Raw genomic sequence first — 16,116 nt, forward strand, 5'->3', positions numbered from 1 at the left:
CCACTGTTTTCCCCTGCACGTCCAGTAGTCGTGGCAACATAGTCCCACTGAGCACCCACTTGTGAGATGACATTGCGGCAATCTTCAGTTTCCAGGCCATTCAGAACTATATAGAAACCTTTAAATTTTGCATCGCTTGTACCCAACTTAGCGTGACCAATTTCAAATGCGTCATTGGAGAAACCATTAAATGCTTCGTCAGGACTGATCTTGCCCATTTTAACCAGAGATACGATGGCAGCCTTACTGCTTGATTTGGCAATATCAGCTTTGGTGATATCAACTACAGATACAAGCGCTGGATATTCCATGCTGTCTTTATACGCTTCGGTCATAGCGACACGAACTGAGTTGGTATCATCAATAACGTTTGAAATATCCTGAGACGTAAACGCACGCTGTGCCAGTACTACCACACCCGCGGCAATAATACCGATAATACCCAGTACAATGATGATTTCCAGTAAGGTCACGCCCTTCTGTTTTTTAAGCTCCTGATACCGATTCGCTTTTTTCTTCCATGAATCAATTAACGTTCTCATTTCCTGGTCCTTATGTTTGAAAAAATCCTTGTTGAATTGACTGCCCCTCATGCAATAGAGGCGCGTCATTATAAGAATATTTATTTTTCGAATGCCACAGTGACATGATATCTGCAGCATGAAATAGGATAATGACACGATGGTCGGATGAGAGATAAAAATGTTGCACTTTAACAACATTATAAAAAATTAGATTAAATACCCTCCAGAAAAGAAATATTAACCCCTAAAAATCAACAAGTTAAACAAAGTAATCAGCAAATCAATATCTCATTTTTTCATTAATCATTAGCGTAATTCATATCAATTATATATTAAATGAGATGTCTCACAAAAATCAGAATGCAGAAATAAAATATAAAGTTTTTTAATATTTTATTGGAAGTTACTTTATTTCAGGCATAAAAAAGCCCTGCTTCGGGCAGGGCGTAATCATTTAAGAATATGATTAATTAACGGGCCAGCCAGCCGCCGTCAACGGCCACGGTATATCCATTAATATAATCAGACGCGCTGGAGGCCAGGAACACCACCGGCCCCATCAGATCGCTCGGCAGCCCCCAACGACCCGCCGGGATACGCTCAAGAATTGCGGCGCTACGCTCTTCGTCGGCACGCAGTTGCTGGGTGTTATTAGTTGCCATGTAGCCCGGCGCAATCGCGTTAACGTTGATGTTGTGCTGCGCCCACTCGTTCGCCAGCAGACGGGTCACGCCCATCACCGCGCTTTTCGATGCGGTGTAAGACGGTACGCGGATGCCGCCCTGGAAAGAAAGCATGGAAGCGATGTTGATGATCTTGCCGCCTTTACCCTGCGCGATAAAGTGTTTCGCCGCGGCCTGAGACATAAAGAACACGCTCTTGATGTTCAGGTTCATTACATCGTCCCAGTCTTTTTCGCTGAAGTTAATCGCATCTTCACGGCGAATAAGACCGGCGTTGTTCACCAGAATGTCGATATGGCCGAATTCAGATACCGCGCGTTCCAGCAGCTCAGGAATACCGTCAATCTGACGCAGATCGGCGGTCAGGCTCAGAAAACGACGGCCCAGCGCGGTTACGCGTTCGATGGTTTCTGTCGGCTCAACAATGTTGATGCCCACGATGTCGCAGCCCGCTTCCGCCAGGCCCAGCGCCATACCCTGACCCAGACCAGTGTCACAACCGGAGACAACGGCCACTTTACCTTGAAGAGAAAATGCATCCAGAATCATGTTTGTTCCTTAATCTTGCAGCGCCTGCACGAACAGGCAGAGTTAACTTATGCTGTCCGCGACTAGCGCAGATCCTTAACGGCGACATGGTCCATATCATCAAAGACCTGGTTTTCGCCGACCATACCCCAGATAAAGGTATAAGCGCGCGTTCCCACGCCTGAGTGAATAGACCAGCTCGGAGAGATCACCGCTTGCTCGTTGTGCATCACAATGTGACGCGTTTCCTGCGGCTGCCCCATCATGTGGAACACGCAGGCGTCTTCGTCCATGTTGAAGTAGAAGTAGACTTCCATGCGGCGCTCATGGGTATGGCACGGCATGGTGTTCCACAGGTTGCCCGGCTCAAGCTCGGTCAGGCCCATGCTGAGCTGGCAGGTTTCCAGCACATCAGGGACAAAATATTTATTGATGGTGCGACGGTTACTGGTCAGCGGATCGCCCAGCGTCACCGGCGATACTTCAGACGGCGTCACTTTTTTGGTCGGATAGGTGGTATGGGCCGGGGCGCAGTTGTAGTAAAACTTCGCCGGGTTCGCCGCATCGCGGCTGGCAAAGACCACTTCTTTAGCGCCTTTACCGACATACAACGCATCGCGATGGCCGATTTCATACACCTGACCGTCAACGGTAATGCTGCCCGCGCCGCCGATGTTGATCACGCCCAGTTCACGGCGCTCAAGGAAGTAGCTCACGCCGAGCTGTTTGCCCACTTCGCCGCCCACCGACACGGTTTTGGCCGCTGGCATAATGCCGCCGACGATGATGCGGTCAATGTGGCTGTACACCATGGTGTACTCATCCGCGACGAACACTTTCTCAACTAAAAACTCATCGCGCAGCCCCTGGGTATCCAGTGTTTTTGCGTGCGCGCTGTGGATGCTTTGTCTGACTTCCACATTAACCTCCAAAGAAACTGACTGAGATGTCATGCAGCGAAGCATTAAAACAGTGTTCCGCTTGCAGTATGGGCACATAGTATCCCGCTTAAAACGTGTTTTCAATTCCAAATAAAACAACGTTTCACTTTTTCTGTAATTAAATAGTAAAAGTGTAAAGAGGATCACGATTGTACGCAGTTGACAACAAGACAGGATTAACTCTGGCGTTTTTCTCTCGAATAAAAATCATTTAAAACAAACACTTAAAATATCTTTAAATTTACCCATTCTGAGTGAGTTTTAGTGCTCAAAAACGAAGATCCCAGAGCTTCTGCATCGGAGCCAGACGTCGTTATGTAAAATAAATTAAGGAGATCCTCATAAAGTGCGCCACCTGTCACACACATTGAAACGACGTTTTGATAAATTGACACCCAGCTTTTAAACTCATCAACTCTTTGGGACACCGCCCTACAACCGGACCAGGAAAAGGAGCGCATTATGGCGAAAGGCATGCGGGTAAAACTTCAGTATGAGGTCAGCCGTGACCCCGATACGGGTGCGGAGATCACCCGCTTAACCCCACCAGAAGTCACCTGCCATCGTAACTACTTCTACCAGAAGTGTTTTTTCAACGATGGCAGTCATCTGCTTTTCGCCGGTGAATTTGACGGGCACTGGAACTACTACTTGCTGAATATTGAAAAGGCCGAAGCCGTACAGCTGACGGAAGGCAGCGGCGACAATACGTTCGGCGGTTTCCTTTCCCCTGACGATCGTTCCCTTTATTACGTGAAGAACGATCGCACTCTGCGCGAAGTCAATCTCACCACTTTTGAAGAGCGCGAAGTCTATCGCGTGTCTGACGACTGGGTAGGCTACGGCACCTGGGTTGCCAACAGCGACTGCACCAAACTGGTGGGCATTGAGATCGCGAAAAGCGACTGGACGCCGCTCACCGACTGGCAGCTGTTCCATGACTTTTTCCATAAAGGTCCCCATTGCCGCCTGATGCGAATTGATTTGCAGAGCGGCGAAAGCTCAGTGATCCACGATGAGAAGATCTGGCTCGGCCACCCGATTTACCGTCCATTCGATGACAACACCGTGGCGTTCTGCCACGAAGGCCCGCACGATCTGATCGACGCCCGCATGTGGCTGGTTAATGAAGACGGCAGCAATGTGCGTAAAGTGAAAGATCACGCCGAAGGCGAAAGCTGCACCCATGAGTTCTGGGTGCCGGACGGTTCCGCGCTGGTGTACGTTTCTTATCTGAAAGGACAACAGGGCCGCACCATTTCCCGTTTCAATCCGGACACCGGCGTGAATGAAGACGTTATGCAGATGCCTGCCTGTTCACATTTGATGAGTAACTTCGACGGCACGCTACTGGTCGGCGACGGTTCCGGCACGCCGGTGGATGTAAAGGATACCGGCGGCTACACCATCGATAACGATCCTTATCTTTATGTCTTTGATGTGGCACAGCGCGCGTATTTCCGCGTGGCGCGTCACGATACCTCATGGGCCACCTTCGAAAACAGTCGTCAGGTGACTCACCCGCACCCGTCCTTTACGCCGGACGATAGTGCGATCCTGTTTAGCTCCGATAAAGATGGCAAACCCGCCCTTTATATTGCGAAGCTTCCTGAGCAGCGTGAAATGTTGCAAGCGTAATTGAGTTAGTGTTTCTGTAACTGGCCTTGCCCTCCTTCGGGAGGGCCTTTTTTTATTTATAATATCCTTTAAATCCGCTTATTATTATTTTATTAGATTGTCTGCCAGTGCCATAAATAGCAAAAACGAGAAAACCCCGACTAACTGCGCCGGGGCATCTCATGAGGATAAGTTTTATATCAGAAGGAATATGCGACGCCTACACGATAACGGGTCTGACGCTCATCGGTATTTCTCACGCCAACGTTACCCAGCTCAACATACGGCGACCAGTTTTTATCCCATTTGTAAGCCAGCTTGGCGTTATATTCGTTGGAGTAGTTTTTACCATTTTCACGAACCACGTCTTCGGTGCTTTTGGCATAGACGTAGTTCAGCTCGGTACGCCAGTCGCCCATCGCCCAGCCCACCCAGGCGTCGAATTTATTTACTTTGTTATCAACCACATCTGAGTCAGGGTTACGGGTATACTCATAGCGGTAACGACCCGCTACATAAAAGCCGCTGTCAAAGGTATATTGCGCATGCAGATACGGCTTATAAATGGAGAAGGTGTCTTTACTTTCAATATTAAAACCTGGCGTCAGCGCAAAATTATCTGTCGCCTTCCAGCGCCAGTTAATGGATTCTTCATGGCCATTACCTACAATTTCGGTTAATGGTTTATCTGCATCTTCACCGCCTGATTTCCATTTTGCTTCCACACCAAAACCGATGCCATTATCAAAACGGTGGGATACAGAAACACGGTCGGCGTTGCTGCCACTGTCAATATATTCGTGACGCAGGTCAACGGTGACGGCCTGGGCCGCAAATGATGCACCAATGAGAGACGCAAGGACCAGAGACTTTTTAACCATGAAAAAACCCTCAAAAATTTAAAATATCGTTCCGTTTTTATGAGACTGCATTTTATTTTTTTAAAAAGTATTTTTTAGTGATCCGGATCGTAATTATTCGCTTGCTGAAAAGCAGAGCAGGAAGACGTGATGAGCATCAATAATAATTTGTGATAATGGCATTAAATAAAGACTGCGATCACATAAATATATTATTAACTTAGTAACAACAAAGATTTCATAAAAAATGAAAAACCATATTTATCAGCATGATAGTGGATTAGCAGACATATAGTACCTGTTGTTACTTTATTTTTGAGTCATCATTAAATTTATAATTATTCATTACCCATGGCATCAGGGTTAATTTGCAGACAGAAATTTCAATTTCAAAAAATTTAAAACAGTGAGGATTAGCCTAATGATGTTTATCGGGAGGGGGAGTTGAGAGGAGGAGTCTGGCACGCCCGGCGGCGCAAGCTTGCCGGGCCTACACAGAGACCCAACAGCACAAACGTAGGCCGGGCAAGCGCAGCGCCGCCCGGCAAAACAGCCATAAACCCAGGCCGGGCAAGCGCAGCGCCGCCCGGCACACAAGACAAAATCAGTCGCGCTCGATCGCCAGCGCCACGCCCTGCCCGCCGCCAATGCACAGCGTCGCCAGGCCCTTGTGCGCCCGCCGTTTCACCATTTCATGCACCAGCGACACCAGAATACGGCAGCCGGACGCGCCAATCGGATGCCCCAGCGCAATGGCCCCGCCGTTAACGTTTACCCGCCGCTCGTCCCATTCCAGGATCTGCCCGACCGACAGCGCCTGCGCCGCAAAGGCTTCGTTGGCCTCGATCAGATCGACATCCTGTAGCTGCCATCCCGCGCGCTCAAGGCAGCGCCGTGTGGCATATACCGGCGCAATGCCCATCAGCGCCGGATCGACCCCGACGCTGGCAAAAGCCCGGATGCGCGCCATGATCGGCAGGTTAAGTTCCAGCGCCTTGCTTTCGCTCATCATCAGCACCGCCGCCGCGCCGTCGTTAATGGATGACGCATTGCCCGCCGTCACCGATCCGCTGCGATCAAAGACCGGGCTGAGTCCCGCCAGCCCTTCAGCGCTGGCGTCGGTGCGCGGCTGCTCGTCGCACTCCACCCGCAGCGTCTGCCCGCCGGGGCGATCCACCAGCACCGGCACGATTTCGTCGCGAAAGCGCCCCGCGTCTATCGCGGCGCGGGCTTTTTGCTGGGAGCGTAAGGCGTAATCATCCTGGCGCTCACGGCTGATGCCGTACTCCCGCGCCAGGTTCTCCGCCGTCACGCCCATATGATAATCATTAAAGGCGTCCCACAGGCCGTCATGCACCAGGCTGTCGATCAGCTGGCTGTTGCCAAGCGGCGCGCCGGTGCGGCTGTCCGTCAGCACGTGTGGCGCACGGCTCATGTTTTCCTGGCCGCCAGCGATGACGATATCCGCCTCGCCGCACTGGATCGCCTGGGTCGCCAGATGCAGCGCTTTCAGCCCGGATCCGCAGACATCATTAATGGTGATAGCCGACACCGAATTCGGTAGCCCGCCCTTGATCGCCGTCTGGCGGGCAGGGTTTTGCCCGGCGCCGGCGGTTAACACCTGTCCGAGGATAACTTCATCTATATGCTGTGGGATCACGCCACTGCGTTCGATAAGCGCTTTAACCACCAGACTGCCGAGTTCCACCGCAGAATGACGAGATAAAGCGCCCTGAAAACAGCCAATAGGCGTGCGCACGGCCCCTACGATCACGACATCTTTCATCTCTACCTCTGCTCAGCTTGTCCCGGCAATAGTAGAGGATTGTTATTAACTATTTTCTTAATTGTTTAGAATTGGTGACTACTATCACAGAGGAATTTCATACGGCAGGATGGGGGAAACACGCGCCAGCGGCAGCCGACGCGTGAAGGGGCTGGATTAGTTGTTAACCGGGATCACCGCGCCTTTATATTTGGTGCGGATCCACTCCTGAATTTCTTTCGAGTGCAGCACTTTCACCAGCTCGACGATCTCTTTTTTCTTCTCATCGCCGCGATGCACAGTGATGATATTGGCGTACGGGTTGTTTTCGCCGCTTTCCACGGCAATCGGATCTTTCACCGGATCCAGGCCAGCATCGATGGCATAGTTGGCGTTAATTACCACTGCGTCGCCTTCGTCGTTGTTATACATCTGCGGCAGCAGAGAACCTTCGACGTTCGGCAGGAACTTCAGCTTTTTCGGGTTTTCCACGATGTCGCTGATGCGGGCGGTCACTTTGTCGATGCCCGGCTTCAGTTTGATCACACCCTCTTTCTCGAAGATAGAGAGAATACGACCCTCTTCCGCCACCGCGTCACGCATGATGACTTTGCCGCCTTCCGGCAGATCTTTCAGCGATTTGTATTTTTTGGAGTAGATGCCAATCGGCTCAATGTGGATCGCGCCCGCATTGACGAAATCATAAGTTTTGTCATCCGCATGATCTTTCAGCACGCTGTTCAGATACGGGATGTGCTGGAAATAGTTGGCGTCGATGTCGCGGCTTGCCAGCGCGGTGTTCGGCAGGATGTAGTCCTGGAACGGACGGATTTCCAGATCGATACCCTCTTTGGCGAGGATCGGCTTCGCCTGCTCAAGAATTTCGGCATGCGGCACATTGGATGCGCCCACGGTCAGGGTATCGGCCCAGGAAGCAAAACTCAGGGCGCTCAGGGTGGCTGCGGCAATCAGTGTCAGTGTCTTTTTCATGATGTTGGTTTCCAGTAATTGTTATGTTTAGCGTTTGTCTAACAGAGAGGTCAACACGTCGCCGCAGAACTGAATGATGAAGACAATCACCAGAATGGTTACTGTCGCCACCAGCGTGACGTCGTTATGGTTACGCTGGAATCCTTCCAGATATGCAAGATTTCCTAAGCCACCGGCACCGATAACACCTGCCATGGCGCTATAGCTCACCAGCGCGATCAGCGTGACGGTAATACCGGACACCAGCGCAGGCGAGGATTCAGGGATTAATACCCGGAATACGAGGGTGCTGAGGCGCGCGCCCATGGAACGCGTCGCTTCAATCACCCCTTTATCCACTTCACGCAGGGCGATTTCCACCAGGCGGGCATAAAAAGGCGCCGCGCCGACAATCAGCGCCGGCAGTGCCGCATCCGCGCCGAGAATGGTGCCGACAATCGTCTTGGTGAAGGGGATCAGTAACACAATCAAAATGATGAACGGGATGGAACGGAACACGTTCACCACCACCGAAATCACGCTGTACAGCGGCTTATTCTGGAACAGGCCGCCTTTGGCGGTCAGGAACAGCGCCAGCCCCAGCAGCAGGCCAAGCGCAAAGGTTGCCACGCCGGACAGCGCCGTCATATATAAGGTTTCGAGCGTCGCCGCCCACAGCTGGTCCCATTTCAGGTGGGGCAGTAAATTCTCAATCATGCTTAATTACCTCGCCTTCAATATCACTCTGTTGCAGATCGGCAAGGATATTGTTCAGTTGTTCCTGATTTGCCACCACATGTACCCACAGCTGACCGAACAGGCCATGTGCGGTTTGCGTCATTTTGCCGTGCAGAATATTAAACGACAGGCCGTAGCGCAGCGTCAGTTCACTGACCACCGGTTGATAGGTTTTATTGCCGGTAAAGGTCAGTTTGATAATGCTGCCATCAAGACCGGAAGCCAGCGCCGGGTTAAACGCCTCTTCTTCTGCATACTGGCTCACCTGACGCACAAACTGGCGGGTGATCGGCTGCTGCGGATGGGTAAACACCTGAAGCACATCGCCCTCCTCCACCACTTTGCCGTTTTCCATTACCGCCACGCGATCGCAGATCTTGCGCACCACGTGCATCTCATGGGTGATCAGCACAATGGTCAGCTTAAAGCGGCGGTTAATATCCAGCAGCAAATCGAGAATTTGATCGGTGGTCTGCGGATCGAGCGCCGAGGTGGCTTCGTCACACAGCAGCACGTCCGGGCTGTTGGCCAGCGCGCGGGCAATACCGACGCGCTGTTTCTGGCCGCCGCTGAGCTGCGACGGGTAGGCTTTTTCGCGCCCGGTCAGCCCCACCAGCTCAATCAGCTCCGCCACGCGGGCGGCGATTTTCGCTTTCGGCACACCGGCGATCTGCATCGAAAAAGCGATGTTCTCGCTGACGGTGCGCGACCACAGCAGGTTAAAGTGCTGAAAGACCATGCTGATCTTCAGACGCGCCTGGCGCAACGCTTCGCCCTCGGCGCTGGAAATATTCTGCCCGTTGATGGTGACATCCCCGGAGGTCGGTTTTTCCAGACCGTTAAGCAGACGGATCAGCGTGCTTTTTCCTGCGCCGCTGTAGCCGATAATGCCGTAAATTTGTCCCTGCTCCACCGTCAGGTTAACGCTATCCACAGCGGTGATAGGCACCTTTCCGTGGTCAAAAATCTTGGAAATATTCCGAAGGACGATCATGTATGTGTTCTATCCGTTTTGGCGGTTTAGCAGTATGGATGTCCAGACGATAATAATCTGTCGCAATTATAATTGAAATAACTTAATCATCATTGCTTATACCTGTTAGCTATAACCAGCATGGCAAAAGGGTTGGCTGTGTAATGGATATTTTCAGCATTGGTTAGCTAAAAAACGCATAAATCACGGACAATTTATGTGCCATTCGCCTGTTTTTACGGCAAAAGTGCCGTTTTATAGCAATCAACACGTCCGGATGTCTACAGGGATTTACTTCCTGATGGCTGAACAGCAGGTGATATTCCTTTTCGATCTAAAATGCAGAGAAAGATTCTTTAATCCGCGAAAATCGCAGACCTATTATCCAGGCATCGTGTTAACTACGGATCGCACACCATGTCTGTTGCCCATTCTGTCACTGAATTAATCGGCCATACGCCGCTACTCCAGCTGCATAAGCTGCAGCGCGGGCCCTGTGAGCTGTACCTGAAGCTGGAAAACCAGAATCCCGGCGGGTCGATTAAAGATCGCGTGGCGCTGTCGATGATTGAAGCCGCCGAGCGGGAAGGTTTACTGAAGCCGGGCGGCACCATTATTGAAGCCACCGCCGGTAATACCGGGCTGGGGCTGGCGCTGATCGCCGCGCAAAAAGGCTACCGCGTACTGCTGGTGGTGCCGGATAAAATGAGCCGCGAGAAAATATTCCACCTGCGCGCGCTGGGCGCAGAGGTGATGCTTACCCGCTCGGACGTCACCAAAGGCCATCCGGAGTATTACCAGGATTACGCCCTGCGTCTGGCGCAGGGTATGCCTGGCGCCTATTACATCGACCAGTTTAATAACCCGGCCAATCCGCTGGCCCACGCCGCCACCGCCAAAGAGATTTACGACCAGCTCGACGGGCGCGTGGACGCCATTGTCGTCGGCGTCGGCTCTGGCGGCACCCTTGGCGGCCTGCAAGCCTGGTTTGCCCGTTACTCGCCGCACACCGAATTTGTGCTGGCGGATCCCGAAGGTTCCATTCTTGCCGACCAGGTGGAAAACGGGCAGCACGGCGAGGCGGGATCATGGCGGGTGGAAGGCATCGGCGAAGACTTTATTCCGCCGCTTGCGCTTATTGAGGGCGTGAAACAGGCGTACCGCGTCAGCGATGCCGACGCCTTTGCCACCGCGCGCCTGCTGCTACAGCGCGAAGGGGTGCTCGCCGGATCCTCCACCGGTACGCTGCTGGCGGCGGCGCTGCGTTACTGCGCAGCCCAGACCACGCCGAAACGCGTGGTGACCTTCGCCTGCGACAGCGGCAACAAATATCTCTCAAAAATGTTTAACGACGACTGGCTGCGCGAGCAGGGTCTGATCAGCAATGCCTGTAAGGAAGAAAAATGAAAACATTAAATACCCTCAGCGTGCACAGCGGCGCGTTTAACGATCAGCATGGTGCGGTGATGCCGCCGATTTACGCCACCTCCACCTTTGCGCAGCCTGCGCCGGGTCAGCACACCGGCTACGAATACTCCCGTAGCGGTAACCCGACGCGCCACGCGCTGGAGAGCGCCATCGCCGAACTGGAAGCCGGTGCGCGCGGCTACGCCTTCGCCTCTGGGCTGGCGGCCATTTCCACGGTGCTGGAGCTGCTGGACAAAGACAGCCACATTGTCGCCATCGACGACGTCTACGGCGGCACCTACCGTTTAATCGAAAACGTGCGACGCCGCAGCACGGGCTTACGGGTGAGCTGGGTGAAGCCGGATGATCTGGCGGGTCTGGAGGCGGCGATCCGTCCGGACACACGGATGATCTGGGTGGAAACGCCGACCAACCCGCTGCTGAAGCTGGCGGATCTGGAAGCCATCGCCGCCATCGCCAGACGCCACAACCTGATCAGCGTGGCGGATAACACCTTTGCCTCGCCGCTGATCCACCGCCCGCTGGCGCTGGGTTTTGACATTGTGGTGCACTCCGCCACCAAATACCTTAACGGTCATTCGGACGTGGTGGCCGGGCTGGCGGTGGTAGGCGATCGCCCTGAACTGGCTGAACAACTTGGCTATCTGCAAAACGCCGTCGGCGGCGTGCTTGATCCCTTCAGTAGTTTTCTCACCCTGCGCGGCATCCGCACTCTTGCGCTGCGCATTGAGCGGCACAGCAGCAATGCCCTGCGGCTGGCGCAATGGCTTGAACAGCAGCCGCAGATTGAACAGGTCTTTTTCCCGTGGCTGGAATCGCATCCGCAGTATCAGCTGGCCCGCCGCCAGATGGCGCTGCCGGGCGGTATGATCTCCATCGTGGTGAAAGGCGATGAACAGCGTGCCGCGCAAATCATCAGTCGTCTGACGCTTTTTACGCTGGCGGAAAGCCTCGGCGGCGTGGAAAGCCTGGTGAGTCAGCCGTTCTTTATGACCCACGCCTCTATCCCGCTGGCGCAACGTCTCGCTAATGGCATTACGCCGCAGTTAATCCGGTTATCGGTTGGGATCGAAGATGAGAAGGATCTGCTGGAAGATCTGAAACAGGCACTGGCAGAAGATTAAGCTGGTGCAGAACTGAGCTTAACATTTGATAAGCACATTCTTAAAATAGTTAACGTTTGCGTAAAAAATTTTTGAAGAAATTGCACGTGCCATATTGCGGATAATCTTAATGATGACTAATTTTATTCGGTTACTCATACCCTCTCGCCATATTGAGAGGAAAACGTTATGAATTTTGAGGATCTTTTATGCACACCGCGACATCAGAAGAACAGTTGAATGAATACTTCGGCCAGAGCGCGCAGACGTTTGAAGCCGAAAGACTGTTCATCCAGGAGCTTTCGGCAAGTCTGAAGCATAACCAGATAGAGGTCACTAATAAGAACCTTATTCTGGCGGTGATCCGCTTACTTGAGACGGAAGAGGACGTTGTAAAACTGGATGTCTATCGCAGCGCGCTGGAAAAGATTGTTCAGCAAACGCCAGACGATCTGTAAGTTTTGATAAAAATCCACCCGGTCTACCGTGAAACACGCACGGCTGACCGGTGTGAATTCTGAGATTACGCGGATTGTCTTACCCGAACCTTAAGTAACTTACAGGCTCCTTCAATAACCTGCTGGTGGTGTGGATCGGTCGTCATCATACGGCGTGCGCGCAGTACGAGGATGATATTTTCGGCGTCTATAGCATGACCGATACTCATAAGATGAGTCGCAGCCTCGCCGATTGCCTCTTGAATATTTTCAAGACAAATCTGTTCATCTTCTTTCAATTGCACTCTCAATGCGGGGTGGGATGTCTTCTTCTATGGCCGGAGCCATTATCAAAGTCACAGGAGCATCGATGAAGCATGCCAGAGCAAGTCTGATTAGAAGGGCGAACTCTGCTAACCCGCAGGGTAAGCAGAGGGACAGTTTAATGTTTAGTGGTATTAATGTTTAGTGCTAGAGGTATTTTTTTGCGCCAGCGTACTGCGCAAACTCTGCTTTAACGATCCTGGCGTGCTCATCGATTGAGTTTGCAGCGATCGGAACTGATGAACACCGTTAATAGCGGTCCGGAAAGCATCCCGCCTTTCCCGGTCGGTTTCATTTTGCAGATTTTCCTGTAACTGGCCGATAAGCGCATCAAAGGAAACGTTGTCATCATTTTCGAGAAGATGCAACACCGCTTCCCCCATGATGGTATCTACCAGTCTTTCCTTATCATTTTTGCTCATTGAGCCTCTCATTATTGTTACCGTTAGGCACGGTGTAACCCGGTGAGTATGGCTGCGTCAGCGGCGGAAAGAAAGGGCCTGGACATAGATATTCACAATGAATTTTAACTTTTATTTAGCACCAGACCAAGAAGTTCACTCAGCTGCGCTTCCAGCGCCGGATCGGTTGAAAGGTCAATCTGCGCGGCCAGTTTGACGCACAGGCTATGCCGGTTGATTTCCTGTCCGCCTCGCAGCATTTCCATCACCACCCTTCCCAGCGTCTCTTCCCCGGACGGGGGCGCAAGCGCAGGTAAAGACGTGCTGTTGCCAGAAGCATTTTTGTAAGTGTCTGTCACCACATCCTCACTCGTTTCAGCGGTTGTCGGTGGGCTTTGCCACATCTGCAACCAAAAACCAAACGATTTTCAATGCTTCAAGTATTTTGCACCCTGCGGCATGGCGCAAGCCAGCATTGCGAATTGCAGATTTTTCCAGGCTGGCTAAACGAAGCGGCAAATGCCTTTTAAGCAACTTTTTATGTGCAAAATTCCGAGAACACTGGCATTTCACGCTGATGATCTATGCTTAATAGACCCAAAGCCACACAGAAGGAGCGAAACATGAGCAATAAAAACGGCGTCACCACCGCAGGTATCTCCAATCCGGCAGACAACTATCCGGTCCCCCCGTTTGAACGTCAGCATCAACCCTTCCCTGGCCTGGCCTGTAAAATGAATCCGCGTCCCGATCACGGCGAAACCTCCTATAAGGGCAGTGGTCGTCTGGAAGGCAGAAAAGCGCTGATCACCGGCGGCGATTCCGGTATTGGCCGCGCGGTGGCTATTGCCTATGCCCGTGAAGGCGCAGACGTCGCCATCAACTACCTGCCGGCGGAAGAAGAAGATGCCCGCGAGGTAATTGAACTTATTCGCGCTGCAGGCCGTAAAGCCGTGGCGATCCCGGGGGATATTCGCGACGAATCCTTCTGCCAGCAGCTGGTCAAACAGGCGGCCGAAGAGTTAGGCGGGCTGGATCTCCTGGTGAATAACGCCGGTCGTCAGCAGTTCCGCAACCATATCCGCGAACTGTCTACTGAAGACTTTGACGCCACCTTTAAAACCAACGTCTACGCGATGTTCTGGATCACCAAAGCGGCGCTGGATTATCTGCCACGCGGCGCCTCTATCATCAACACCTCGTCCGTACAGGCCTACCAGCCAAGCCCGACGTTGCTGGACTATGCCCAGACTAAAGCGTCTATTGCCGCCTTTACCAAATCCCTGGCGCAACAGCTGGCGGAAGAAGGCATCCGCGTGAACGCGGTCGCGCCAGGGCCATACTGGACGGTGTTGCAGGCCTGCGGTGGTCAGCCTCAGGAAAAACTGGAGCAGTTCGGTGCCTCAGCGCCGCTGGGTCGCCCCGGGCAGCCTGCCGAAATCGCCACTATTTATGTGACGCTGGCCTCCAATGAAAACAGCTACAGCTCAGGTCAGGTCTGGTGCTCCGATGGCGGTACCGGCACGCTGTAACGGCAAGATCTGACGTAGTTTCTGTTTAACACGCGATTACGATACCGGAGCAAACAATAATGAAAGCACTCACCTATCACGGCCCGCATAAAGTCAGTGTCGATACCATGCCCGATCCGAGTATCGAAGCGGCGGACGACATTATCCTGCGCGTTACCGCCACCGCGATCTGCGGTTCGGATCTTCACCTCTATCGCGGGAAGATCCCCGGCACCGATCATGGCGATATTTTCGGTCATGAATTTATGGGAGAAGTGGTCGAGACGGGGAAAGATGTACACGCCGTCGCGAAAGGCGATCGCGTAGTGATCCCCTTTGTGATCGCCTGCGGTGACTGCTTTTTCTGTCATATGCACCAGTATTCCGCGTGTGAAAACACCAACAGCGGCGGCGGCGCCACCTTAAACCGTAAATCCATTACGCCGCCCGCCGCACTCTTTGGTTACAGCAAACTTTACGGCGGCGTTCCCGGCGGTCAGGCTGAGTACGTGCGCGTACCGAAAGCCAACGTCGGCCCGTTCAAAGTACCGGATACCCTGCCGGACGAAAAAGTGCTGTTCCTGTCAGATATTCTGCCCACCGCCTGGCAGGCGGTGAAAAACGCGGATATCAAGCAAGGCTCCAGCGTGGCGATCTTCGGCGCGGGTCCGGTCGGTTTACTGAGTGCCGCCTGTGCCCGTCTGATGGGTGCTGAACTGATCTTTATGATCGACCATAACGACTACCGGCTGGAGTTTGCCAAACAGCGTTACGGCATCGTGCCGATCAACTTCGACGACAACGACGATCCGGCGGCCTACATCATTGAGCATACCGCGGGTCATCGTGGCGTGGATGCAGTGATCGACGCCGTAGGCTTTGAAGCGAAAGGCAGCCTGACCGAAACGGTACTGAGCAACCTGAAGCTGGAAGGCAGCAGCGGTAAAGTGCTGCGTCAGGGTATCGCGGCAGTGCGTCGCGGCGGCGTGCTCAGCGTGCCGGGCGTCTACGCTGGCTTTATTCACGCCTTTATGTTCGGCGATGCGTTCGATAAAGGGCTGACCTTTAAGATGGGTCAGACGCATGTCCACGCGTACCTGCCGGACCTGCTGGCGCTGATTGAAAAAGGCCATCTGACGCCGGAAGAGATCGTCACCCACCATATGCCACTGGAAGATGCCGCGCGCGGCTATGAGATCTTCGAGAAGCGCCAGGAGGAGTGCCGCAAGGTGATCCTGGTGCCGGGGATGCATGCCGGGAATGCGACATTGTGATGTAACTGTTGTGCCGGGTGGCGCTGGCGCTTACCCGGCC

General features: G+C 52.9%; 16 protein-coding genes and 1 pseudogene. 6 read left to right on the plus strand and 11 right to left on the minus strand.

The window, feature by feature from the left end; all coding sequences use genetic code 11:
• From QRD42_RS01030 to kduI, 3 genes are all read right to left on the minus strand, one after another.
• Positions 1-542: type IV pilus major pilin (locus QRD42_RS01030; protein WP_321987998.1), on the minus strand; the 542-nt coding region annotated here is incomplete at its 3' end.
• Between the two features lie 452 nt (positions 543-994).
• The gene (kduD, locus tag QRD42_RS01035) at positions 995-1,756 is read right to left on the minus strand and encodes a 2-dehydro-3-deoxy-D-gluconate 5-dehydrogenase KduD (protein WP_072569888.1); all 762 of its coding nucleotides are present in this window, start codon (positions 1,754-1,756) and stop codon (positions 995-997) included.
• A 62-nt stretch (positions 1,757-1,818) separates the two neighbouring features.
• Positions 1,819-2,655, minus strand: coding sequence for a 5-dehydro-4-deoxy-D-glucuronate isomerase (gene kduI / locus QRD42_RS01040; protein ID WP_318374091.1), 837 nt, complete (start codon positions 2,653-2,655; stop codon positions 1,819-1,821).
• A gap of 483 nt (positions 2,656-3,138) precedes the next feature.
• Here kduI and QRD42_RS01045 point away from each other — a divergent pair, with 483 nt between their 5' ends.
• Positions 3,139-4,314: an oligogalacturonate lyase family protein gene (locus tag QRD42_RS01045; RefSeq protein ID WP_072569886.1), complete on the plus strand. Its 1,176-nt coding sequence runs from the start codon at positions 3,139-3,141 to the stop codon at positions 4,312-4,314.
• Between the two features lie 179 nt (positions 4,315-4,493).
• Here the strand turns inward: QRD42_RS01045 and QRD42_RS01050 are convergent, their stop codons facing one another.
• From QRD42_RS01050 to QRD42_RS01070, 5 genes are all read right to left on the minus strand, one after another.
• Positions 4,494-5,174: an oligogalacturonate-specific porin KdgM family protein gene (locus QRD42_RS01050; RefSeq protein WP_072569885.1), complete on the minus strand. Its 681-nt coding sequence runs from the start codon at positions 5,172-5,174 to the stop codon at positions 4,494-4,496.
• 583 nt (positions 5,175-5,757) lie between these two features.
• Entirely contained in the window at positions 5,758-6,939 is a 1,182-nt protein-coding gene (locus QRD42_RS01055) for an acetyl-CoA C-acetyltransferase (protein ID WP_072569884.1), read from the minus strand.
• Between the two features lie 156 nt (positions 6,940-7,095).
• Complete coding sequence (locus QRD42_RS01060; RefSeq protein WP_072569883.1) at positions 7,096-7,908, minus strand: MetQ/NlpA family ABC transporter substrate-binding protein; 813 nt, start codon at positions 7,906-7,908, stop codon at positions 7,096-7,098.
• A 27-nt stretch (positions 7,909-7,935) separates the two neighbouring features.
• Positions 7,936-8,604: a methionine ABC transporter permease gene (locus QRD42_RS01065; protein ID WP_072569882.1), complete on the minus strand. Its 669-nt coding sequence runs from the start codon at positions 8,602-8,604 to the stop codon at positions 7,936-7,938.
• Entirely contained in the window at positions 8,597-9,619 is a 1,023-nt protein-coding gene (locus QRD42_RS01070; protein ID WP_072569881.1) for a methionine ABC transporter ATP-binding protein, read from the minus strand. Before QRD42_RS01070 ends, QRD42_RS01065 begins: the two co-directional genes overlap by 8 nt.
• A 396-nt stretch (positions 9,620-10,015) precedes the next feature.
• On the opposite strand from QRD42_RS01070, the pseudogene QRD42_RS01075 reads away from it, so the two are divergent.
• From QRD42_RS01075 to QRD42_RS01085, 3 genes and pseudogenes are all read left to right on the plus strand, one after another.
• Positions 10,016-10,981 (plus strand): annotated as a pseudogene (locus QRD42_RS01075) (PLP-dependent cysteine synthase family protein); the annotation flags it as partial.
• Between the two features lie 20 nt (positions 10,982-11,001).
• Positions 11,002-12,150, plus strand: coding sequence for a trans-sulfuration enzyme family protein (locus QRD42_RS01080; RefSeq protein WP_321987999.1), 1,149 nt, complete (start codon positions 11,002-11,004; stop codon positions 12,148-12,150).
• Positions 12,151-12,338: 188 nt separating this feature from the next.
• On the plus strand, positions 12,339-12,587 hold the full coding sequence (locus QRD42_RS01085; RefSeq protein ID WP_318363801.1) for a biofilm development regulator YmgB/AriR family protein: 249 nt from the start codon (positions 12,339-12,341) through the stop codon (positions 12,585-12,587).
• 65 nt (positions 12,588-12,652) lie between these two features.
• Here the strand turns inward: QRD42_RS01085 and QRD42_RS01090 are convergent, their stop codons facing one another.
• From QRD42_RS01090 to QRD42_RS01100, 3 genes are all read right to left on the minus strand, one after another.
• Positions 12,653-12,865 (minus strand): hypothetical protein, encoded by a 213-nt coding sequence (locus QRD42_RS01090; RefSeq protein WP_318363800.1) that lies wholly within the window; start codon positions 12,863-12,865, stop codon positions 12,653-12,655.
• Between the two features lie 159 nt (positions 12,866-13,024).
• A complete protein-coding gene (locus tag QRD42_RS01095; protein WP_321988000.1) occupies positions 13,025-13,312 on the minus strand; it encodes a hypothetical protein in 288 nt (95 codons plus the stop codon).
• Positions 13,313-13,416: 104 nt separating this feature from the next.
• Entirely contained in the window at positions 13,417-13,650 is a 234-nt protein-coding gene (locus tag QRD42_RS01100) for a hypothetical protein (RefSeq protein ID WP_318363798.1), read from the minus strand.
• Between the two features lie 264 nt (positions 13,651-13,914).
• Between QRD42_RS01100 and QRD42_RS01105 the strand changes: the two genes are divergently transcribed.
• Together QRD42_RS01105 and QRD42_RS01110 are read left to right on the plus strand one after the other, a co-directional pair.
• The gene (locus tag QRD42_RS01105) at positions 13,915-14,823 is read left to right on the plus strand and encodes an SDR family oxidoreductase (RefSeq protein WP_072569876.1); all 909 of its coding nucleotides are present in this window, start codon (positions 13,915-13,917) and stop codon (positions 14,821-14,823) included.
• Positions 14,824-14,882: 59 nt separating this feature from the next.
• On the plus strand, positions 14,883-16,076 hold the full coding sequence (locus QRD42_RS01110; RefSeq protein WP_072569875.1) for a zinc-dependent alcohol dehydrogenase: 1,194 nt from the start codon (positions 14,883-14,885) through the stop codon (positions 16,074-16,076).
• The last annotated feature ends 40 nt before the right edge of the window (positions 16,077-16,116 follow it).

The organism is Enterobacter sp. PGRG2, from assembly GCF_030291195.1.
Lineage (GTDB): Bacteria > Pseudomonadota > Gammaproteobacteria > Enterobacterales > Enterobacteriaceae > Enterobacter_D.